The following is a 20,880-nucleotide window of genomic DNA, read 5'->3' as shown; positions in this document are numbered from 1 at the left end:
CACTACAGCGTGTTTGTCTCACCAATGCAAGACGCGAGACAATGTCATCCCCATGCGGCCATTTCTGACGCGCATGGGGACGCGGATTTCAGAGCGAGAACTCGTTGGCGAGCGTCACGTGATGATGGATGCGCCCGTCGAAGAAGCGGGACAGCACGCTTTCCGTCGCAGCCCTGGCTTGGGTGCGCACGGGGCTGGCCAGGGCTGCATCGACGGCGGCCAGATCCGGATAGTTGATCGCAAGGATCATCGGATATTCCGGTGCGCCATCGTGGCGGGCTTCGGCAAAGGAGACCCGGACATCGAGTGCGCCTGGAAACTCTTTCCAGCGCGGCAGGATTTCCGCCATCACGGCAGCCCGGAAGGCCTCCGTCTGGCCTGGTTTGTTTGTCCCTTCGAACAGGGCGTAACGTGTGATCATGGCTCCAACTTGCTCCTCGCTCCCTTGAAATACTCCATCAGTGCCGCCTGGTCCTCGCCGCCGAGGCCGGCCGCCGTCAGCATGCGATGCACCTCGGCGCAGACGGCCGTCAGTGGCATGGCCGTATTGGTGCGGCGCGCCAGATCCTGGGCGCCGTTCAGGTCCTTGACCATGTTGTCGATGCGACCGGTGCGACGATAATCGCGGGCAACGTAACGCGGCATGTATTCCTGCAGGATGGCGCTGTCGGCGCGCCCGCCCTTGAGCGCCTGCGGGATCTTGGCCGCATCGACGCCGGCATCGAGCGCCAGTTGTGTTGCTTCCGCCACCGCGAGGAAGTTCAGCCCGCACAGAACCTGGTTGATCAGCTTGGTGATCTGGCCGGCGCCAACCGGTCCCATATGGGCGTAGTTGCTGGCGACGTGTTTCAGTACGACATGGGCGTCGGCGACGTCCTGCTCGCTGCCGCCAGCCATCAGCGTGAGTTCGCCGGTGAGCGCCTTGGGTGCCCCGCCAGAAAGGGGGCTGTCCACCCAGCGCAGACCACGTTCCGCCGCATCTGCCGCAATCTCCTTCGTCGCCTCCGGATCGATCGAGGACATGTCGATGATCAATGTACCGGGCCGTGCACCATCGGCCACGCCATCTTTGCCGAGCACAGCGGCCCGCACGATTTTCGGGGCGTTGAGGCTGAGAATGACATAATCGGAGACGGCGGCTGCGTCTGCGGCCGAGGCTGCGGATGTCGCACCGAGTGCGGTGAGGGTCGCCACCTTCTCCGGATCGAGATCAAACACGGTCAGGGCATTGCCGGTCTTCACCAGCCGCGTGCCAATGGCGCCGCCCATGGCGCCAGCCCCGATCAGGGCGATCTTCAGGGTCATGTCCGGTCCTCCAAAAATTGTTTCATGGCCTTGGCCACGAGATCGACCAGCGGCATTGCGATATCCAGCGTGATCGCAGCCTCGTAGGCGCCCGGTGGTTCAAGCGCTGCAAACTGGCTGTCGAGCAGTGACGTCGGCATGAAATGGCCCGGCCGTTTCGCCATGCGCTCGGCGATCAGCGCCTGGCTTCCGGCACAATGGATGAAGGTCACCGGGGAGCCGGCAGTCTTGCGAATGAGGTCGTGATACACGCGTTTCAGCGCTGAACAGCCGATCAGGATCGTGCCCGGATGCTGGGCAAGCGTTTCCCCGATACGAGTGAGCCAGGGCCAGCGATCGTCATCGGTCAGTGCAATCCCGGCGCTCATCTTGGCGATGTCGTCGGTCGAATGCAGGTCGTCTCCGTCGATGTCAGGCGCTCCCATCCTGGTGCTGAGGGCCGCCCCAACCGACGACTTTCCGCTTCCGGCCACGCCCATCACGATGACCTTGCGGTTGCCTGTCATCTCACAGCGAGGCCGTGATGCCGCCGTCGACATAGAGGATATGGCCGTTGACGAAGGTGGAGGCATCGGACGACAGGAAGATGCAGGCGCCGACCAGTTCCTCGACCTTGCCCCAGCGTCCGGCAGGTGTGCGCTTTTGCAGCCAGGCGGAGAATTCCGGATCGGCAACGAGGGCGGCATTCAGCGGCGTGTCGAAATAGCCTGGTGCAATGGCATTGCATTGCAGGCCGTATTTTGCCCAGTCGGTCGCCATGCCCTTGGTCAGGTTGCCGACGGCACCCTTGGTCGCCGTATATGGCGCAATCGAAGGGCGGGCGAGTGCGGTCTGGACGCTGGCGATGTTGATGATCTTGCCGCGACCGCGCTTGATCATGTGGCGGGCAGCAGCCTGACCGACATTGAAGACGCTGGAGATATTGGTTTTCAACAGCCGCTCGAATGCATACTCGGGAAACTCTTCGAGCGGTCCGCGATGCTGCATGCCGGCATTGTTGACGAGGATATCGATCGCGCCGTGCTCGGCTTCGAAGCCGTCGATGGCGCTGCGGGCGGCGCCATGATCGGTGACGTCGAAAGTCAGGATCTGGACAGGTTTGGCAAACTGCGAGGTCGCCTCTGCAAGTTTGGCCGGATCGCGACCGTTGAGCACGATCTCGGCGCCGGCATCGCTGAGACCCTTGGCCAGCGCCAGGCCGATGCCCTGTGACGAGCCGGTCACCAGCGCGCGACGACCGTTCAGATCGAAAAGTTTCAGCGACATGGTTTCCTCCACATTTTGTCTCGACAAGCACCTTTGAAGGCGCTTATGTTATCGATAACATAAACTGTCAAGACATTTCCATGGGAGGAGACGAGAATGGCGAAATCCGGCATCCTGCAGGTGGGTCCCTATCCACAATGGGACGAGGAACCGCTGAACGAAGCCTTTGCCGTGCATCGCTATTTCGAGGCCGAAGACAAGGGTGCGTTGCTCGCCAAGGTCGGACCTGAGGTCCGTGGCATTGCGACCCGCGGCGAACTCGGCGCCAACAGAGCGATGATCGAGGCCTGCCCCCATCTCGAGATCATCTCCGTCTATGGCGTGGGCTTCGATGCGGTCGATCTGGCCGCCTGCCGCGAGCGCGGCATCCGCGTCACCAACACGCCTGATGTGCTCACCAATGATGTCGCCGATCTCGGCGTTGCCATGATGCTCTGCCAGTCGCGGGGCATGATTGGTGCCGAAACCTGGGTGAAGGATGGCAGCTGGGCGTCCAAGGGACTCTATCCGCTGAAGCGTCGCGTCTGGGGGCGCCGTGCCGGCGTGCTCGGCCTCGGGCGCATCGGCTTCGAGGTGGCGAAGCGCCTCAAGGGGTTCGACATGGAGATAGCCTATAGCGATGTAGGCCCGAAATCCTTTGCCGAGGGCATGGAGTTCATCGCTGATCCGGTGAAGCTTGCCGAACGCTCGGATTTCCTCTTTGTCACGCTCGCGGCCTCTGCCGACACCCGCCACATCGTTGGACGAGATGTGATTGCGGCGCTTGGGGCCGAGGGCATGCTGATCAACATTTCCCGCGCCTCGAATATCGATGAGGATGCCTTGCTGGAGGCTCTGGAAAGCGGTGCGCTCGGTTCGGCTGCGCTCGATGTCTTCGAAGGCGAGCCAAAGCTCAATCCACGTTTCCTCAAGCTCGACAACGTGCTGGTGCAGCCGCACCACGCCTCCGGCACGATCGAGACTCGCAAGGCGATGGGCAAGCTCGTGCGCGACAACCTGACCGCCCATTTCGCCGGCAATCCCCTGCCGACGCCTGTCTTGTAAGGAGACATCCGATGAAAGCCATCGTCGCCCATGCGGCCAAGGACGTTCGCATCGAAAACACGCCCGATGTCGTGGTTGGCCCCGGAGAAGTGCGTTTACGGCTCGCCACCGGCGGGATCTGCGGCAGTGATCTGCATTACTACAATCATGGCGGCTTCGGTGCGGTGCGTCTGAAGGAGCCGATGATCCTTGGCCATGAGGTCTCGGCCGTGGTTGAGGAGCTGGGCGCCGGCGTGACAGGCCTGGAAGTTGGCCAGCTGGTGGCGGTCTCCCCCTCCCGCCCCTGCCGCAGCTGCCGTTACTGCCAAGAGGGTCTGCACAATCAGTGCCTCAACATGCGCTTCTACGGCAGCGCCATGTCCTTCCCCCACATCCAGGGTGCGTTTCGCGAAAGTCTGGTGGCCGACGCCATCCAGTGCGTCGCGGGCGACGGCCTGTCGGCCGGTGAAGCGGCCATGGCCGAACCACTGGCGGTCACGCTGCATGCAACGCGTCGTGCCGGCGAGATGCTGGGCAAGCGCGTGCTCGTCACCGGCTGCGGGCCGATCGGCGTCTTGTCGATCCTGTCCGCAAGACGGGCAGGTGCGAAGGAAATCGTCGCCACGGATCTTTCAGATTTCACCCTCGCCATGGCGAAAGCCGCCGGGGCCGACCCGGTGATCAATACCAAGGACGAGCCGGAGGCGCTCGCCGCCTATTCAGCCGACAAGGGTACATTCGACGTGCTCTATGAATGCTCGGGCGCCGCTGTGGCGCTTGCCGGCGGCATTGCAGCGCTCCGTCCGCGCGGCGTCATTGTCCAGCTTGGCCTCGGCGGAGACATGAGCCTGCCGATGATGGCGATCACGTCGAAGGAACTGGAGCTGCGTGGCTCCTTCCGCTTCCACGAGGAGTTCGCGACGGGTGTCGAGCTGATGCGCAAGGGCCTGATCGATGTGAAGCCGCTGATCACCCATACCGTGCCGCTGTCTGACGCCATCTCTGCCTTCGAGATCGCCTCGGACCGCAGCCGGGCGATGAAGGCGCAGATCACCTTTTCGACGGCGTAAGCAGGCACGAAGGAGGTTCGAGGCGGCGGGATACTTCCTGTCGCCTCGACCAATGAGGTGGAAAGCTATCTCAGACGGTTTCCGCGTCGATCGCAGCCAGCGCCGCGCGAGCCACGTCTTCGTCCTGTTCGCCCGAGCCGGAACCGACGCCGATCGCACCGACGAGCACGCCCTTGATGCGGATCGGAAGCCCACCTTTCAGGCCCGTCACCTCCCCTTGCGTGGCGCCGGCGATGAGCAGCCGGGCATGCTCGGGGATGCTGGCGCTCGGACCGTTGATCGAGGCGGCGGTGCGGGCCTTGGCAAGCGCGCTCTTCAAGGACAGGAAGCGCGAACCGGCCATTCGGAAGGAACTCAAGACCACCCCGCTTTGGTCGACGATCACGATGCATTGCGGCTGGCCCATGCTGGATGCGGCCTCGATCGCGGCCGACTGCATGGCCAGCACGCCGGCATCCGTCAGGCGGGCGCTTTCCTGTGTAAAGCTCATCTCTGTTTCTCTCCTGCTTGCGACAAAAGCCGTTTATGTTATCGATATCAGACCATGTACGCACGCGGGAGGCAATCGCAATGGCATTCTTCGAAGTCGTCGATCCGATCTTTTCCACCTATGTGCTCGGCAATGCGCCGGTCAAGGAAATCGCGGCCGGCTTCGACTGGGTCGAAGGTCCCGTCTGGTTCGGTGACCTGAATTGCCTCGTCTTTTCCGACATCCCGAACAACCGCATGTATCGCTGGATTCCCGACGTCGGAACGAGCGTCTTCCGCTCGCCCTCCAACTTCTCAAACGGCAATACCCGCGACCGGCAGGGCCGGCTGATCACCTGCGAACATGGCGGGCGGCGGGTGACACGCACCGAGATCGACGGGTCGATCACCGTCATTGCCGACAGTTTCGAAGGCAAGCGACTGAATTCGCCCAATGACGTCATCGTCGCCTCGGATGGTGCGATCTGGTTTTCCGATCCACATTACGGCATCTCGATGGATTATGAGGGGACAAAGTCGGAGCAGGAACTGCCCTGCAATGTCTACCGCGTCGATCCCGATGGCTCGATCAAGGCTGTGTTGACCGACTTCAACGGCCCGAACGGGCTGTGCTTCAGCCCTGACGAAAAGCGGCTTTATGTCGCCGATACCGGGCGCATCTTCACCCAGGATAGCAGGCATATCAGAGCTTTCGATGTCGGCTCCGACTGGTCACTGTTCGGCGGCGACGTGTTCCAGATGATCTCCCCCGGCTGCGCCGACGGCATGCGTGTCGATCAGGACGGCAATCTCTGGTCCTCGGCCGGTGATGGCGTGCATTGCATCGCGCCGGATGGGCGACTGCTCGGCAAGATCCTTGTGCCGCAGACCGTCTCCAATGTCTGTTTCGGCGGACGCCACAAACACGTGCTGTTCATCACCGCCTCGACCAGCGTCTATTCCGTTGCGCTCAACCGTCGCGGCTGCTGAGCGGCGAGGGTCCTTCCCTCGCCCGCTTTTTCGGGATCAGCTGCGGATGGTGAACTGCACCCGGTCGGCCGGAAAGCGGGTGATCGCGTACTGGATCGGTCGGCCCGCCGTGTCGGTGTTCAAGGCGCGGGTGACCAGCACGATGGCGCCGGGTGTGAGCTCCAGGCTCGCCACGTCATCCGGTTCGGCATGGACGGCCGAGATTTCCGTAAAATCACGCAAATAGTCATCAATGCCGAAGCGGGCGAGTGCTTTCGTGATCGAGCCGCTTTCAGCAAAGGCTTCATCGATCCCGGCAAAGCGGTTGGCCGGAAACCACATGGTCGACCGGGAGACGGCGCGACCATCGGCGCGGCGGACGCCGTCGAGCCGCAGCACGGTCTCGCCCGCAGTAAGCCCCAAACGCTTCTGCACCTCCACCGACGCGGCCTCAGTCTGTGAGGCCAAGAGCACGCCCTTCAGATCCCGCGCCTGATCGCCGATGCCCTCGGTGAAGCGCGTCCTGCGGCCGATCGGGAAATCGAACTTGTCGCGCCGCTCGATCATCGTGCCGCGCCCCTGCGATGCCTTGACGATCCCCTCCTGCGCGAGCGCCGAAAGGGCTGCCCGCACCGTATGCCGGTTGACCCCGAATTCCTGCGCCAGCGCCGTCTCCGCCGGCAGCATATCCGTGGCGTCGTAAAGCCCGGCCGCGATGTTGGCGCGGATACGATCGGAAATCTGCCGCCAGAGCGACACTCCCTTCTGTTTTTGAATCATGCTTTTTGCCTGCCCCTGTCACACCCTTGTCACGCCGCACCTCTAATCATACAGTAACTTGTATGGTTGTCTATATTAATAGACATTATGAGGATTGGCGATGAACAGAGCCCTTCAGACTGAAATGGCCGAGATGCCGGCCCGCAAGCGGATCGTCGATCTGCTCGCCCGCGCCACAAGACCGGAACTCAAGACGGCACTCGCCGGCCTCGGTGATGTTCCCGATCACGCCCTGTTGCGCGGCCCTGAAACGGGCCTCGTGATGATCCGTGGCCGGATCGGTGGCGGTGGTGCGCCCTTCAATCTGGGCGAGGCGACGATGAGCCGCGCCAGCATTCGCCTCAGCGACGGCCGGGTCGGTCACGGGTACCGCTTGGGCACCGATCGCAAGGCCGCAACACTCGCAGCATTGATCGATGCGCTGGCACAGGATGCGTCCGCACTCGCCACACTCGAGGCCGGGCTTTTCTCCGAGATCACGGCCCGCCTCGAAGACGAGGCTCGCCAGACGCGCGAGGAAACGGCCGCCACGAAGGTGGATTTTTTCACCATGGTCAGGGGAGAAGACTGATGACCCAGACGACTGAAAGCCTGGTCGGCGGCTTTGCCGATGCCGTCTTCGATGCCCAGACGGTGTTTCGTGCCGTGATGGACGCCATAGCGCGGCCGGGCACAATCGGCTCCGTGCTGCCGCGCGTTGGGCCCCCCTCACCGCTCGGTGCCGCAGCCGGCGCCCTGCTCCTGACGTTGTGCGATCATGACACGCCGGTCTGGCTGACCTCCACGCTGTCGAAGTCCGCCCTGCCTGGCTGGATCGGTTTCCACACCGGAGCGCCCCTGACACCGAAAAAGACCGAAGCGAAATTCGCCTTTGTCGAGGCGGGCGCCCAGCCGCCGTCGCTTGCCCATTTCACCCTCGGCAGCCAGGATTATCCCGACCGGTCGACGACATTGATCCTTGAAGTGCAGAGCCTAGAGGGCGGCCCTCGCCTCGATCTGCGCGGCCCCGGCATTCGCGAGACCGAGACGATCGCGCCGAAGGGTTTGTCGGACACGTTCCTGCGTCAGTGGACCGACAACCGCGCCCAGTTCCCGCGCGGTGTCGATGTCGTTTTGACCTGCGGTCGCCAATTTCTGGCCCTGCCGCGCACCACCAAGATCCGCCATCTGGAGGCCTGAGCCATGTATGTTGCCGTCAAGGGTGGCGAAAAGGCCATCGCCAACGCCCATCGCCTGCTCGCCGACCGTCGTCGCGGCGATCGCAACCTGCCCTCGGTCACCATCGACCAGATCGTTGCCCAGCTCGGCCTCTCCGTCGACCGGGTCATGGCCGAGGCCTCGCTTTATGACGTGAAGCTTGCAGCGCTCTCGCTCAAGCAGGCGCGGGGCGACATGATCGAGGCAATCTTTCTCTTGCGCGCCTACCGCACCACCCTTCCCCGCTTCGGCACCTCGCTGCCGGTCGAGACCGGGGCCATGCGGGTGGAGCGCCGCGTCTCTGCCACCTACAAGGACCTGCCCGGCGGCCAGCTGCTCGGGCCGACCTTCGACTACACGCATCGTCTGCTCGATCCGACGTTGCTGGAAGATGACGAGATTGCCGGTCCGGAACTGCGCGAAGACGCCCACGAGCCGGTCATGCGCGTCTCCGACATCCTCGACGGCGAAGGCCTGATCGAGCCGGATGGCGAGATGCCCGAAGATCATCTAGCCGGCGACATCACCCGCGAGCCGATGGAATTTCCGATGCCGCGTGACCTGCGCCTGCAGTCGCTCGCCCGTGGTGATGAAGGTTTCCTCTTGGCACTCGCCTACTCCACCCAGCGTGGTTATGGCCGCACCCATCCCTTTGTCGGCGAAATCCGCATGGGTCTGGTCGAGGTGGAGTTCGATGTTCCGGAACTCGGCTTTGCCGTCTCGCTCGGCGAAATCCGGGTGACCGAATGCCAGATGGTCAACCAGTTCAAAGGCTCGGCCAAGGCGCCACCGCAGTTTACCCGTGGCTACGGCCTTGTCTTCGGCCAGAGCGAACGCAAGGCCATGTCCATGTCGCTCGTCGACCGGGCGCTTCGCACGGAAGAATTCGGTGAGGATGTCGTCGCCCCAGCCCAGGACGAGGAATTCGTCATCTCCCATTGCGACAACGTGCAGGCGACCGGCTTTGTCGAGCACCTGAAGCTGCCGCATTACGTCGACTTCCAGGCGGAGCTCGATCTTGTGCGCCGGATGCGGGCGAAGCACGAGGCAAGCGCTATCCCCCAGACAGATATGAAGGAGGCCGCAGAATGACCGCGCCGGCAACCGAAGCAACCGAACTTGCATCCTACAACTTCGCCTATCTGGACGAGCAGACGAAACGCATGATCCGCCGGGCGATCCTGAAAGCGATCGCCATTCCCGGCTATCAGGTGCCGTTTGCCAGCCGTGAAATGCCCATGCCCTATGGCTGGGGCACCGGCGGCGTGCAGGTGACCGCCTCGATCATCGGACCTGACGATACGCTGAAAGTCATCGACCAGGGTGCGGATGACACGACCAATGCCGTCTCGATCCGCGCCTTCTTCCAGAAGGTCGCCGAGGTCGCCGTGACCACGAAGACCGGCGACGCGACGATCATCCAGACGCGCCACCGCATTCCCGAGGAGAAGCTGAAGGAAGGCCAGGTGTTGGTCTATCAGGTGCCGATCCCCGAACCCTTGCGCTTCCTCGAGCCGCGCGAAACCGAGACCCGCAAGATGCATGCGCTGGAAGAATACGGCCTCATGCATGTGAAGCTCTATGAGGACATCGCCAAGCACGGCCGCATCGCCACGACATACGCCTATCCGGTGAAGGTCGAGGGGCGTTATGTGATGGACCCCTCCCCGACACCCAAGTTCGACAATCCGAAGATGCACATGTCGGAGGCGCTCCAGCTCTTCGGCGCCGGTCGTGAGAAGCGCATCTATGCCGTTCCACCCTTCACCGACGTCGTCAGCCTCGACTTCGAGGATCACCCCTTCGAGATCCAGACCTTCGACAAACCCTGCGCGCTTTGCGGCGCCACACATGTCTACCTCGACGAGGTCGTGCTCGACGACAAGGGCGGCCGCATGTTCGTCTGCTCGGACACCGATCACTGCGAAACGCGTCAGGCCGAGGGCCATGTCGGCGAGATGCTTGCCCAATCTAAGGAGGCCGCAGAATGAGCGATCAACCGCTTCTCAAGGTTCGCAACCTGTCGAAATTCTACGGCAGCCGCATCGGCTGCACAGAGGTCTCCTTCGACCTCTGGCCGGGTGAGGTTCTGGCCATCGTCGGCGAAAGCGGTTCGGGCAAGACGACACTTCTGAATTGCCTGTCGACCCGATTGATACCGACCGCCGGCAGCGTCGACTACCACATGCGCGACGGTCAATACCGCGAGCTCTACCACATGAGCGAGGCCGAACGCCGTTTCCTGATGCGCACGGACTGGGGATTCGTGCACCAGAACCCGGCCGACGGACTGCGCATGACGGTCTCGGCCGGTGCCAATGTCGGTGAGCGGCTGATGGCGGTCGGCGACCGGCATTACGGCCGCATTCGCCAGACCGCGACGGAATGGCTGGAGCGCGTCGAGATCGGCGTCGACCGTATCGACGACCAGCCGCGCGCCTTTTCCGGCGGCATGCGGCAGCGCCTGCAGATTGCCCGCAACCTCGTCACCGGCCCCCGCCTCGTCTTCATGGACGAGCCAACCGGCGGCCTTGATGTCTCGGTCCAGGCCCGCCTGCTCGATCTGGTGCGTGGCCTCGTCAACGATCTGGGCCTCTCGGCCATCGTCGTCACCCACGACCTTGCGGTGGCCCGACTTCTCTCCCATCGGATGATGGTGATGAAGGACGGACATGTCATCGAACATGGTCTCACCGACCGCGTGCTCGACGACCCGCGCGAACCCTATACGCAGCTGCTCGTATCCTCGATCCTGCAGGTCTGATGGAGAAAATCATGGCCACGCCCCTTATCGTCTCCGACGTCTCGAAAAGCTTCACCATGCATCTGCGCGGCGGACTTCGCCTGCCGGTCGTATCGAATGTATCCTTCTCCGTTGCGTCAGGGGAATGCGTCGTGCTCGGCGGCCCCTCGGGTATCGGCAAGAGTTCGATCCTGAAGATGCTCTACGGCAACTACGCCGTCGATGCCGGCCAGATCCTGATCAATAAGGACGGCCGTATCGTCGATATCGCCTCTGCAGACCCGCGTGCCGTGCTCGATGTCCGGCGCTCGGCGCTGGGTTATGTCAGCCAGTTCCTGCGCACCGTCCCGCGCGTCTCCACCCTTGATGTCGTCGCTGAACCGCTGGTTGCCCGTGGCGTCGCGACCGACGAGGCCCGGGAGCGTGCGGCTGAGCTTCTTGCCCGGCTGAACCTGCCGCGTGATCTCTGGCAGTTGCCGCCCTCCACCTTTTCCGGTGGTGAACAGCAGCGCGTCAACATTGCCCGTGGCTTCATCACCGATCATGCGATCCTTCTCCTGGACGAGCCGACGGCGTCGCTCGATGCGGCCAACCGTGCCGTTGTCGTCGAGATGATCCGCGCCAAGAAGCGCCAAGGTGTCGCACTGCTCGGCATCTTCCACGACGAGGAAGTCCGCGAGGCCGTTGCCGACCGCATTCTCGACGTTATCAAGTTTTCGCCGCGAAAGGCCGCCGCATGACTAAGAAGCTCGGACTTGAACCGCTGGTCCATCCCGGCGCCAGCGTCAACAACTCCACCCTCGGCCGGTATACCGAAGTCGGGGAGCGCTGCCGCCTCGACGAGGTGGAAATGGACGACTATTCCTATATCGAACGTGATGGTGCGGCGTGGTGCGCCACGATCGGCAAGTTTGCCAACATTGCCGCCGCCGTGCGCATCAACGCCACCAATCATCCGATGTGGCGCGCAACGCTGCACCACTTCACCTACCGGGCCGCCAGCTATTTTGACGGCGCGGACAATGACCACGACTTCTTCGCCTGGCGCCGCGAGAACCGCGTGACCATAGGCCATGACGTCTGGATCGGTCATGGCGCGACCCTGCTACCCGGCGTCACCGTCGGCGATGGCGCCGTGATCGGCGCCGGTGCCGTCGTCTCGAAGGATGTCGAGCCCTATACGATTGTCGGCGGCGTGCCGGCAAAGCTTATCCGCGAGCGCTTTCCAAAAGCCGTGGCCGAGCGCATGCAGACGCTCGCCTGGTGGGACTGGGATAACGACCGTCTCTTTGCTGCGCTCGATGATTTTCGGCACCTGGACGCCGAGCAATTCCTGGCGAAATACGCAGCATAAGTTATTATTTTCAATGACTTGTGTAGTTTAACAAATCCTACACAAATCTGACATTCGCGCTTCACGATGAGGCGCTAGTGGATAACCAGCACCGCAATCAATGACGGCGAAGGAACCACAATGCGTTTCCAGTTGGACAACCTCACTCGACAGTTCGGCAGCCACAAGGCCGTCGATTCCGTCAGCATCGAGATCCCGGCTGGCCAGATGGTGGGCGTCATCGGGCGCTCCGGTGCCGGCAAGTCTACACTTCTGCGCATGATCAACCGTCTCGTCGATCCGACGTCCGGGTCCATTCGTTTCGGTGATGTCGAGATCTCGACCCTGCACGGAGCAGCACTCCGCAACTGGCAACGCGACTGCGCGATGATCTTCCAGCAGTTCAATCTGGTTCCGCGCCTCGATGTGCTGACCAATGTTCTTCTTGGTCGCCTCAATCACCGTTCGACCGCGCTGTCCATGCTAAATATCTTTTCCCGCGAAGAGCGCCTGATGGCCATCGCCGCGCTGGAGCGCCTTGGCATCGAGCAGACGGCGTTGCAGGCTGCCGGCACTCTGTCGGGCGGCCAGCAGCAGCGCGTCGCGATTGCTCGTGCCCTGATGCAGTCGCCGAAAATGGTGCTCGCCGACGAACCGATCGCCTCGCTCGATCCGCTCAATGCCAAGATCGTCATGGATGCGCTGCGCGACATCAACGAGCGCGAAGGCATCACCGTCATCACCAATCTCCATACGCTCGATACGGCGCGCAATTACTGCGAACGCATCATCGGCATGGCTCGCGGCCGGGTCGTCTTCGACGGTGCACCGTCGGATCTCACGGCCGATGCCGTGCATGAGATCTACGGTGCCGATAGGCATGGCGCCGGTATCGACGAGACCATGACCTCGACCAGCATCACGATCGCGCATCAGGACAATGATGTCGCGCGCAAGATCCCATCCCCTGGCCTTCGCCCTCTGGCAGCTGCCGAGGCCTGAGCCACGAAGATCGCTGGCCCCGCGTTAAGGGCGAGTATTCCCGACAGTTCCAATCCTTTCCATGAAACAGGAGATAAGCTCATGTTGAAGAAGACCCTGCTTGCCGCCGTGGCTCTTGGCGCTCTTGCCGGTGCCGCCCATGCCGAAGACCTCAAGGAATTCCGCATCGGTATCCTCGGTGGCGAAAACGAAGCCGACCGTCTGCGCAACTACCAGTGCATGACCGAAAAGCTCCCGGCCGTTCTCGGCGTTGAGAAAGTCTCGCTCTTCCCGGCCGCCGACTATGACGGCGTCATCCAGGGTCTGCTCGGCGGCACGCTCGATTATGCCGAACTCGGCGCCTCCGGCTTTGCCAAGATCTACCTCGCCAAGGCCGATGCGGTCGAGCCGATCCTGACCACCGTCCAGACCGACGGTTCGATGGGCTACTATTCGATCATGGTTGCCCGCAAGGATTCGGGCATGACCAAGGTCACCGACATCAAGGGCAAGAAGCTCGGCTTCGCCGATCCGGACTCCACCTCCGGCTATCTCGTTCCTTCGGTCACCCTGCCGGAAGTGCTTGGCGCCCCGGTCAAGGAATATGTCGCTGAAACCGGCTTTGGCGGCGGCCACGAGAACCTAGTTCTCGAAGTGCTCAAGGGCACCTTCGATGCCGGCACGACCTTCGGCTCCGGCGTCGGCGACTTCAAGGACGGCTACACGTCCGGCAACCTGCGCAAGATGGTCGACAAGGGCATCCTCAACATGGACGACCTCGTCGAACTGTGGAAGTCCCCGCTCATCCCGAACGGCCCGGTGGTCGTCCGCACCTCGATGAACGAAGACATGAAGGCGAAGTTCAAGAAGTTCATGATGGACCTGCCGACCTCCGATCCGGCCTGCTTCTCGGCCGTTCAGGGCGGTGATTTCAAGGGCTTCACCGAAGTCAACGTCGACTTCTACAAGCCGATCATCGACGCCCGCAAGTCCACCATCGGCGGCTGATACCAGCATTTGCACAAGGAACCGCCGGTCTTTGCCGACCGGCGGTTCTTTCTTGAACGCAGTCTGAAGGGGATGGTCGATGCGTCTGTCGACATTGCAGCCGCTCAGTGAAAGCGGTGCCGCCGTGGAGCGCCACTGGCAGGAGCTCGCCTCCAAGCGACGCCTCTATACCGGGCTCGGGATCGTCATCCTGTTCTTCGCGGTGACAGGCTCCGTCTGGTTCGCCAATGAGACGAATTCCGGCAAGTTCTTCGATCGGCTGCCCTATTTCTTCGATTTCATCGGCGACCTCGTACCGCGCGATGGCTGGGAGATCTGGCGTGCCCTGTTCGACCTGCCCTCTCCCTATGACGATGGCAGTTTGAAATTCAACTACCCGGACGGCAGGCTCTATCTGACCCAGAGCCTCTATATCCCCGAGTATTTCTACAAGATGGTCGAGACCATCAATATCGCACTGCTCTCGACGGTCATCGGCGTGATCTTCGGCTTCTGCTTCGCCTTCCTGGCTGCACGCAACATGATGCCGCTCGTCTGGGTGCGTTGGCCGATGCGCCGGGTGATGGAAGTGCTGCGCGCCTTTCCCGAAGTGGTGCTTGCGGGCTTCTTCCTCGCCATCCTCTCGCTCGGGGCGATCCCGGCGATCATCGCCGTTTCGATCCATACGATCGGTGCGCTCGGCAAATTGTTCTACGAGGTGATCGAGAATGCCGACATGCGCGCCGACGAAGGCTTGCGAGCGGTCGGCGCCAACTGGTTCGAGCGCGTCTGGTTCGGGATTACGCCGCAGGTCATGCCGAACTTCATCAGCTATTTTCTGCTGCGTTTCGAGATCAATGTCCGCGCCTCGACCATCATTGGTGCGGTCGGCGGCGGCGGGATCGGCGAAGTGCTGCGCCTGTCGATCAGCCAGGGACACGAGGCCAAGACGCTGGCCATCGTTCTCCTGCTTCTGACCACCGTCATTGCCGTCGATCAGTTCTCCGCTTCGCTGCGCCGCAGGCTCGTCGGCGAACAGGCCTTCCAGGCGGTTACGTGAGGATATGACAATGTCCATGATCAACACTGCCGAACTCAACCGTCTGGCCGAGCGCTATCCGCATGTGCTGGAGCGCAGCGTCTGGCAACGCTACCGGATGCCGCTGTCGATCGGCATTCTGGCGCTCTATTTCGTCTTCTGCTGGTGGTTCTTTGCCGTCGGCAAGACGATCAGTGAAGCCAACTGGGGTCTGGCCGGCAATTATCTCGCCGACTGGGTTTCCTATGAGATCCGCCCGGAATTCCAGATCGCGCCGGATGGATCGATGGAGATCACCTATCCGCGTTTCGATCCGATCGGTCCCCACCCCAACCCGGACTGGATCGACGCCAGGAAGGAGACGGTCACCCGCACCCTGACAGAGGTGGCCCCTGCAGCGCAGACGGCCGCTCCGGCTGCACCGAAATCCTCCTTCAGCTTCCTCGCACCGACGGCACCGCAAGCCGGCAGCGCAGCGCAGGCAGCGCCGACCGCCCCGAAGACAGTGACGCAAGAGGTGATCACCAGCGCCCATGTGACGCTCGGAAGCGCAGCCAGCATCGATCTCGACGGGACCAATCTCGTGCTGACACGCTGCGGCGAAACGGTGTCGCTGGCGCTTGATCACGTGCGCGATACCGTCACCCTTCAAGGCCCACGTCCCGACTGGGTTGAACAACGGGCCGAAGGCGGTCGCGTTATCGCCTATTTCGGCATGGCCGGCTGGATCGACGTCACGGCTGAGCGGGTGCGGGTGCGCAAGCGTTTCCTCGGCTGGGAAAATTTCATCTTCGACACCAACTCGCCCTTCTTCGATCTGACGCCTGCGCAGGTCCTGCACAAGATTACGTCCGAAGACCGGATCGATCCGAAGATGAGCAATCTGGCGCTCGCCTGGAACAATGTCCTCTACAATGCGTCCTGGCAGCACCTCGACGTGTGGACCAAGCTTCTGCAGACCATCGTCATGGCCTTCATGGGCACGCTGCTGGCCATGCTCGTCGCCTTCCCGCTGTCCTTCATCGCCGCGCGCAATATCAGCCGCAACCGGCCGATGAACCAGCTGACCAAACGTTTCTTCGATTTCCTACGCTCGGTCGACATGCTGATCTGGGCTCTGTTCTTCACCCGTGCCTTCGGCCCCGGACCGCTCGCCGGCATTTCGGCGATCTTCTTCACCGACACCGGCACCCTCGGCAAGCTCTATGCAGAGGCACTTGAGAACATCGACGACAAGCAGCGTGAGGGCGTGAAGTCCGTGGGTGCCTCGCCCATCGCCGTGCAGCGCTTCGGCGTACTGCCGCAGGTTCTTCCCGTCTTTGCCTCACAGGCGCTCTATTTCTGGGAGAGCAATACACGCTCAGCCACGATCATCGGCGCCGTCGGCGCTGGCGGCATCGGTTTGAAGCTCTGGGAAGCGATGCGCACAAACTCCGACTGGGAAAACGTTGCCTATATGGTGGTGCTCATCCTCATCGTCGTTTTCCTCTTCGACGCCATTTCCAATAGCCTGCGCTCACGACTCATGGGAAAAAGCCGGCACTGATCCCGAACGGGCGCATGCGTTTGCGCTCGATCCAGCATTTCGAAAGCACGACCTTGCGTTACGCCCTCTATTTCACGCCCGCCGAAGACGCTCCGCTCACCCGTACAGCCTCGACCTGGCTGGGACGTGACGCCTTTTCGGGTGCGGTCCTCACACAGGAGGACCATCCGGAGATCGGTTTTGACGAAATCTCGGCACTCACCGAAGATCCACGCCGCTACGGTTTTCATGCCACGCTGAAAGCACCATTTTCGCTGAAAGACGGTTGCAGCGAAGCCGATCTTCTGGCGGCCATGACCGCCTTCTGTCGAAATCACTCGACCTTTGCCATCCCCTCGGTGGTCATGGGCCAGCTCGGCCCCTTCTTTGCGCTGGTGCCTGAAACGCCGCATCCGCCGCTGCAGGATTTTGCCGCTGCCGTGGTTGAGTTCTTCGAACCTTTTCGCGCGCCCCTCTCCGATGCCGATATTGCGCGCCGCAATCCAGAGAGACTCGGCGAACGTCAGCGGCAGAACCTCTTCACCTGGGGTTATCCGCATGTGTTCGATGACTTTCGCTTTCACATGACACTGAGCGGGCCGGTACCCGAACAGCGTGCAGATGTGATGGCGCAGTTGCTTGAACGCCGCTTCTCGCCCTTTACCCGGCGAGCGCTGGCAATCGATTCCCTCACTCTTTTCATCGAGCCGGAGCGCGGTGCGCCCTTCATCGTCCATTCCCGGCAGCCGCTTTCCCCTGCCCCAACCAATGGTTATCATCATGGCTGAACTGATCCTCTCCAACGCCCGCATCGTGATCGAGGACCGTATCGTCCACGGCAGCCTTCTCATTCGCGACGGTCTGATCGAGGCGATCGACGAAGGCGCAAGCCGCCTCGGCGAGGACCTCGGCGGCGACTACGTCGTTCCCGGCCTGGTCGAACTGCACACCGATCATCTTGAGGCCCACTATTCTCCGCGCCCCGGCGTGCGCTGGGACAAGACCTCGGCGATCCAGGCCCATGATGCCCAGGTTGTCACGTCAGGCATCACCACGGTCTTCGATTGCCTGCGCATGGGATCGGATGAAGACGGCGGTTTCGACAAGGGCGAGATGCGCGACATGGCGGACGCCATCCAGGCCGCCGAAAAGGATGACCGCCTGCGCGCCGATCACCTGATCCACCTGCGCTGCGAGGTCGCCTCGAACAATGTGCTGGACCACTTCGCCGATTTCGAAACCGACCCGCATGTCCGCCTCGTCTCGCTGATGGATCATTCTCCAGGCCAGCGGCAGTTCCAGACGATGGACCAGTACACGCTCTATTATAAGACCAAGCGTGGCCTCTCCGACGTGGACTTTACCCGCTTCGTCGAAAACCGGCTTGCGCTGTCGGAGCAGTATTCCAGCATCCACCGAGACACTCTGGCTCGGATCTGTGCCGAGCGCGGCATCACGGTTGCCAGCCACGACGATGCGACGCTTGCCCATGTCGAGGAGGCCAAGGGTCATGGGGTGAAACTCGCCGAATTCCCGACCAGCCTGGAGGCGGCAGAAGCCTCCCACAAGGCCGGCATGAGCGTGCTGATGGGGGCACCGAACGTGGTGCGCGGCAAGTCGCACTCCGGCAATATCGCGGCACGTGATCTCGCCAAGCTCGGCGTGCTCGACGTGCTGTCTTCCGATTATGTTCCGCTCAGCCTGCTGCATGCGGCCTTCGTGCTCGCCGACGATATCGACGGCATCGACCTGCCGGCAGCACTCGCCATGGTCACGGCGACGCCGGCCCGCACCGTCGGCCTTGAAGATCGCGGCCGGATTGCCCCCGGCCTGCGGGCCGATCTCGTCCATGTTCGCCGCTCCGAGGGTGTACCGGTGGTCAAGGCCGTGTGGCGCCAGGGACGACGGGTGGCGTGATGAGTGCATCGCCGGAAAGTCCAGCTGCAACGCAGACCGGCACATTGGTTGCCGTTGTTGGTCCGAGTGGTGTCGGCAAGGACAGCCTGATCGGCGCTGCGAGGACTGCGCTTGCCGACTCTCCGGGCATTCGTTTTGCAAGGCGCATGATCACCCGCCCGGCGGACGAGGCGGGTGAAAACCACATGCCGGTTTCGGCGGGGGACTTCGGCCAGCTGGAGAAAGCCGGCGCCTTTGCCGTGAGCTGGGACGCCCATGGATTGAAATACGGGGTGCCGGCGTCCGTGCTGGATGATCTCGAGGCGGGCCGTATCGTCGTGGTCAATGGTTCGCGCTCGGCGCTCGATCGCTTCCAGTCCGTCTTTCCCCGCCTCGTGGTGGTCACTGTGACGGCCAGCCGCGATGTGCTTGCGGCCAGATTGGCCGCGCGCGGACGCGAGAGCAGGGAGGAAATCGAAGCACGGCTTTCGCGCGCCGTCGATCCGCTACCGGCGAGTTTCAACACCGTCAAGATCGACAACAGCGGTAGCCTGGACACAGCCGTCCGGACCTTGGTCACCCTGCTCCAGGATCTGCAGCAGCAGAAGGCTTGAGTCAGGTTGCCGGGCCGAGGGGCAAATAACCAACCCCAGCCGCTTCGGCTGCCTCAACTGCCGCGTCATATCCTGCATCGGCATATCGGATAATACCAAGCGACGTGTCATTCGTCAGTGCATGCGACAGCCGTTCGGCCCCCGCATCCGTTCCGTCGGCTACGATGGTGACGCCGGCACTGGTCATGTAGCCTGCATACCCCCCACCGCCTGAGTGTATAACGACGAGATCGGCCATGGAGGCGCACAGGGTCATGGCATTGATCAGCGGCCAGTCGGCGATCGCGTCCGATCCATCCTTCATGTTCTCCGTCATGATGTTGGGATGGGCCATGGCGCCTGCATCGAGATGATCACGCGAAAAGGCGATCGGGCCTTTGAGTTCGCCAGACGCAACCATTTCATTGACCGCAACGGCAAGTCGGGTGCGTTCGCCGTGTCCAAGCCACGCGATGCGGGCGGGAAGTCCTTCGAACGGCACATAGTGCCGCGCCAGCGCAATCCAGTTGGTGACAATGAAATTGTCGGGAAAGAGTTCGAGCACGAGGTCGTCGATCCGCGCGATATCGCTTTCCTCGCCCGAGAGCGCCATCCAGCGGAACGGGCCGATCGCCTTGCAGAACAGCGGGCGCAAATAGGCCTCGGTGAAGATCGGAATGTCGAAGGCGTTTGTCACGCCGCCTTCCCTCGCCTGGGTGCGGATCAGATTGCCGTTGTCGAAAACTTCGGAACCCTTTTTCTGGAAGGCGAGCATGGCGCGGACATGGTCGACGATCGAGGCACGGCTCGCCGCCATCAGCTGGGCAGGCCCCTCCTCGCGCAGACGACGAACTTCGTCGAGGCTCATGCCCTTGGGGACATAACCATAAACGAGATCATGCGCGGAGGTCTGGTCGGTGACGATGTCGGGGACCACGCCCCGCGCCTCGATCTTCGGATAGATGTCGGCGGCATTCCCGACCAAACCGACGGAGACGGCACGCTTTTCCGCAACCGCCTCATCGATCAGGCGCAGCGCCGTATCGAGATCCGGCGCGATCACGTCGAGGAAGCCGATCGCCCGGCGCTTTTCGGCCCGTTCCGGATCGATGTCGACCACGAGGATGGCGGCGCCCGCCATACGGCCAGCCAGCGGCTGCGCCCCGCCCATGCCGCCGAGACCCGCCGTCAGGATGAAACGACCGGCAAGCGAGCCGTCGAAGCGCCGCTCGGCAATGCGCATGAATATCTCGTAGGTCCCCTGGATGACGCCCTGCGAGCCGATATATTGCCAGGCACCGGCCGTCAGTCCGCCCCAGCAGATCAGTCCCTTCCTCTCAAGGTCATAGAAGACCTCGGCCTTCGCCCATTGGCCGACGATATTGCAATTGGCCATGATGACCAGCGGCGCTTTGGCATGGGTCTTGAGCAGCCCGACCGGCTTGCCCGACTGGATGATCAGCGTCTGGTCCTCGTCCATGGAAAGAAGCGTTTCGACGATCTTCGCATGGGCGGGCCAGTTGCGCGCCGCCTTGCCAAGGGCCGCATAGACGATCAGCCGATCCGGATCTTCTCCGACCGAAAGCACGTTTTCCAGCAGTCTGAGAAGCGCCTCCTGGCGCCAGCCCTTTGCCCTCAGCTCAGGACCGCCGGGAATGGGAAAGCCGGGATGGCGCGGATTGGGTTTCGGCATGGCACGTCTCCT

24 protein-coding genes are annotated in these 20,880 nt (G+C 62.4%); 17 read left to right on the top strand and 7 right to left on the bottom strand.

The annotated features are described in order from the left end of the window. Nucleotides 1-88: 88 nt before the first annotated feature. The 4 genes from DFO46_RS20655 to DFO46_RS20640 are packed head-to-tail and all read right to left on the bottom strand — an operon-like array spanning nt 89 to nt 2,571. Complete coding sequence (locus DFO46_RS20655; protein WP_120278877.1) at nt 89-421, bottom strand: hypothetical protein; 333 nt, start codon at nt 419-421, stop codon at nt 89-91. After that, the gene (locus DFO46_RS20650) at nt 418-1,305 is read right to left on the bottom strand and encodes an NAD(P)-dependent oxidoreductase (RefSeq protein ID WP_120278876.1); all 888 of its coding nucleotides are present in this window, start codon (nt 1,303-1,305) and stop codon (nt 418-420) included. The genes DFO46_RS20655 and DFO46_RS20650 overlap by 4 nt, the downstream gene beginning before the upstream one ends. Next, on the bottom strand, nt 1,302-1,811 hold the full coding sequence (locus DFO46_RS20645; protein ID WP_245422668.1) for a gluconokinase: 510 nt from the start codon (nt 1,809-1,811) through the stop codon (nt 1,302-1,304). Before DFO46_RS20645 ends, DFO46_RS20650 begins: the two co-directional genes overlap by 4 nt. 1 nt (nt 1,812) lies before the next feature. Continuing rightward, nucleotides 1,813-2,571 carry an SDR family oxidoreductase gene (locus tag DFO46_RS20640; protein ID WP_120278874.1) on the bottom strand — a complete coding sequence of 253 codons (759 nt, stop codon included), beginning with the start codon at nt 2,569-2,571 and terminating at the stop codon, nt 1,813-1,815. Between the two features lie 96 nt (nt 2,572-2,667). Here DFO46_RS20640 and DFO46_RS20635 point away from each other — a divergent pair, with 96 nt between their 5' ends. After that, nucleotides 2,668-3,615 (top strand): 2-hydroxyacid dehydrogenase, encoded by a 948-nt coding sequence (locus tag DFO46_RS20635; RefSeq protein ID WP_120278873.1) that lies wholly within the window; start codon nt 2,668-2,670, stop codon nt 3,613-3,615. A gap of 11 nt (nt 3,616-3,626) precedes the next feature. Beyond that, complete coding sequence (locus tag DFO46_RS20630; protein ID WP_120278872.1) at nt 3,627-4,664, top strand: L-idonate 5-dehydrogenase; 1,038 nt, start codon at nt 3,627-3,629, stop codon at nt 4,662-4,664. A 70-nt stretch (nt 4,665-4,734) separates the two neighbouring features. Here the strand turns inward: DFO46_RS20630 and DFO46_RS20625 are convergent, their stop codons facing one another. Continuing rightward, complete coding sequence (locus DFO46_RS20625) at nt 4,735-5,154, bottom strand: heme-binding protein (RefSeq protein WP_120278871.1); 420 nt, start codon at nt 5,152-5,154, stop codon at nt 4,735-4,737. Nucleotides 5,155-5,234: 80 nt separating this feature from the next. On the opposite strand from DFO46_RS20625, the gene DFO46_RS20620 reads away from it, so the two are divergent. Continuing rightward, nucleotides 5,235-6,122 carry an SMP-30/gluconolactonase/LRE family protein gene (locus DFO46_RS20620; RefSeq protein WP_120278870.1) on the top strand — a complete coding sequence of 296 codons (888 nt, stop codon included), beginning with the start codon at nt 5,235-5,237 and terminating at the stop codon, nt 6,120-6,122. A 36-nt stretch (nt 6,123-6,158) separates the two neighbouring features. On the opposite strand, the gene phnF is transcribed toward DFO46_RS20620, so the two are convergent. Continuing rightward, nucleotides 6,159-6,881, bottom strand: a complete 723-nt coding sequence (gene phnF, locus DFO46_RS20615; RefSeq protein ID WP_120278869.1) for a phosphonate metabolism transcriptional regulator PhnF — start codon at nt 6,879-6,881, stop codon at nt 6,159-6,161. Nucleotides 6,882-6,981: 100 nt separating this feature from the next. On the opposite strand from phnF, the gene phnG reads away from it, so the two are divergent. From phnG to phnN, 14 genes are all read left to right on the top strand, one after another. Then, the gene (phnG, locus tag DFO46_RS20610; protein ID WP_120278868.1) at nt 6,982-7,452 is read left to right on the top strand and encodes a phosphonate C-P lyase system protein PhnG; all 471 of its coding nucleotides are present in this window, start codon (nt 6,982-6,984) and stop codon (nt 7,450-7,452) included. Continuing rightward, nucleotides 7,452-8,060 (top strand): phosphonate C-P lyase system protein PhnH, encoded by a 609-nt coding sequence (gene phnH, locus DFO46_RS20605; RefSeq protein ID WP_120278867.1) that lies wholly within the window; start codon nt 7,452-7,454, stop codon nt 8,058-8,060. The genes phnG and phnH overlap by 1 nt, the downstream gene beginning before the upstream one ends. A gap of 3 nt (nt 8,061-8,063) precedes the next feature. Then, nucleotides 8,064-9,170 (top strand): carbon-phosphorus lyase complex subunit PhnI, encoded by a 1,107-nt coding sequence (locus DFO46_RS20600; RefSeq protein WP_120278866.1) that lies wholly within the window; start codon nt 8,064-8,066, stop codon nt 9,168-9,170. Beyond that, nucleotides 9,167-10,069, top strand: a complete 903-nt coding sequence (locus tag DFO46_RS20595; RefSeq protein WP_110792820.1) for an alpha-D-ribose 1-methylphosphonate 5-phosphate C-P-lyase PhnJ — start codon at nt 9,167-9,169, stop codon at nt 10,067-10,069. Before DFO46_RS20600 ends, DFO46_RS20595 begins: the two co-directional genes overlap by 4 nt. Beyond that, complete coding sequence (gene phnK, locus DFO46_RS20590; RefSeq protein ID WP_110792819.1) at nt 10,066-10,842, top strand: phosphonate C-P lyase system protein PhnK; 777 nt, start codon at nt 10,066-10,068, stop codon at nt 10,840-10,842. Before DFO46_RS20595 ends, phnK begins: the two co-directional genes overlap by 4 nt. An 11-nt stretch (nt 10,843-10,853) precedes the next feature. Then, nucleotides 10,854-11,561, top strand: a complete 708-nt coding sequence (phnL, locus tag DFO46_RS20585) for a phosphonate C-P lyase system protein PhnL (protein ID WP_110792818.1) — start codon at nt 10,854-10,856, stop codon at nt 11,559-11,561. Further along, nucleotides 11,558-12,175 carry a DapH/DapD/GlmU-related protein gene (locus tag DFO46_RS20580; protein ID WP_120278865.1) on the top strand — a complete coding sequence of 206 codons (618 nt, stop codon included), beginning with the start codon at nt 11,558-11,560 and terminating at the stop codon, nt 12,173-12,175. The genes phnL and DFO46_RS20580 overlap by 4 nt, the downstream gene beginning before the upstream one ends. 120 nt (nt 12,176-12,295) lie before the next feature. After that, a complete protein-coding gene (gene phnC, locus DFO46_RS20575) occupies nt 12,296-13,156 on the top strand; it encodes a phosphonate ABC transporter ATP-binding protein (RefSeq protein ID WP_110792816.1) in 861 nt (286 codons plus the stop codon). A gap of 81 nt (nt 13,157-13,237) precedes the next feature. Next, nucleotides 13,238-14,143, top strand: coding sequence for a phosphonate ABC transporter substrate-binding protein (gene phnD / locus DFO46_RS20570; RefSeq protein ID WP_110792815.1), 906 nt, complete (start codon nt 13,238-13,240; stop codon nt 14,141-14,143). A gap of 79 nt (nt 14,144-14,222) precedes the next feature. Next, the gene (gene phnE, locus DFO46_RS20565; RefSeq protein WP_120278864.1) at nt 14,223-15,182 is read left to right on the top strand and encodes a phosphonate ABC transporter, permease protein PhnE; all 960 of its coding nucleotides are present in this window, start codon (nt 14,223-14,225) and stop codon (nt 15,180-15,182) included. Between the two features lie 10 nt (nt 15,183-15,192). Further along, nucleotides 15,193-16,707, top strand: a complete 1,515-nt coding sequence (gene phnE / locus DFO46_RS20560) for a phosphonate ABC transporter, permease protein PhnE (protein WP_120278863.1) — start codon at nt 15,193-15,195, stop codon at nt 16,705-16,707. A gap of 53 nt (nt 16,708-16,760) precedes the next feature. Further along, nucleotides 16,761-17,474 carry a DUF1045 domain-containing protein gene (locus DFO46_RS20555; protein ID WP_120278979.1) on the top strand — a complete coding sequence of 238 codons (714 nt, stop codon included), beginning with the start codon at nt 16,761-16,763 and terminating at the stop codon, nt 17,472-17,474. After that, entirely contained in the window at nt 17,464-18,603 is a 1,140-nt protein-coding gene (locus DFO46_RS20550) for an alpha-D-ribose 1-methylphosphonate 5-triphosphate diphosphatase (protein WP_120278978.1), read from the top strand. The genes DFO46_RS20555 and DFO46_RS20550 overlap by 11 nt, the downstream gene beginning before the upstream one ends. After that, entirely contained in the window at nt 18,603-19,196 is a 594-nt protein-coding gene (phnN, locus tag DFO46_RS20545; protein ID WP_120278862.1) for a phosphonate metabolism protein/1,5-bisphosphokinase (PRPP-forming) PhnN, read from the top strand. Before DFO46_RS20550 ends, phnN begins: the two co-directional genes overlap by 1 nt. A 1-nt stretch (nt 19,197) precedes the next feature. Here the strand turns inward: phnN and DFO46_RS20540 are convergent, their stop codons facing one another. After that, nucleotides 19,198-20,868, bottom strand: coding sequence for a urocanate hydratase (locus DFO46_RS20540; RefSeq protein ID WP_120278861.1), 1,671 nt, complete (start codon nt 20,866-20,868; stop codon nt 19,198-19,200). Between the last annotated feature and the right edge of the window lie 12 nt (nt 20,869-20,880).

This window comes from Rhizobium sp. AG855, from assembly GCF_003610655.1.
Lineage (GTDB): Bacteria > Pseudomonadota > Alphaproteobacteria > Rhizobiales > Rhizobiaceae > Allorhizobium > Allorhizobium wuzhouense.
The sequence above is the reverse complement of the archived record's forward strand: the minus strand, read 5'-3'. Positions and strand labels throughout refer to the sequence as shown.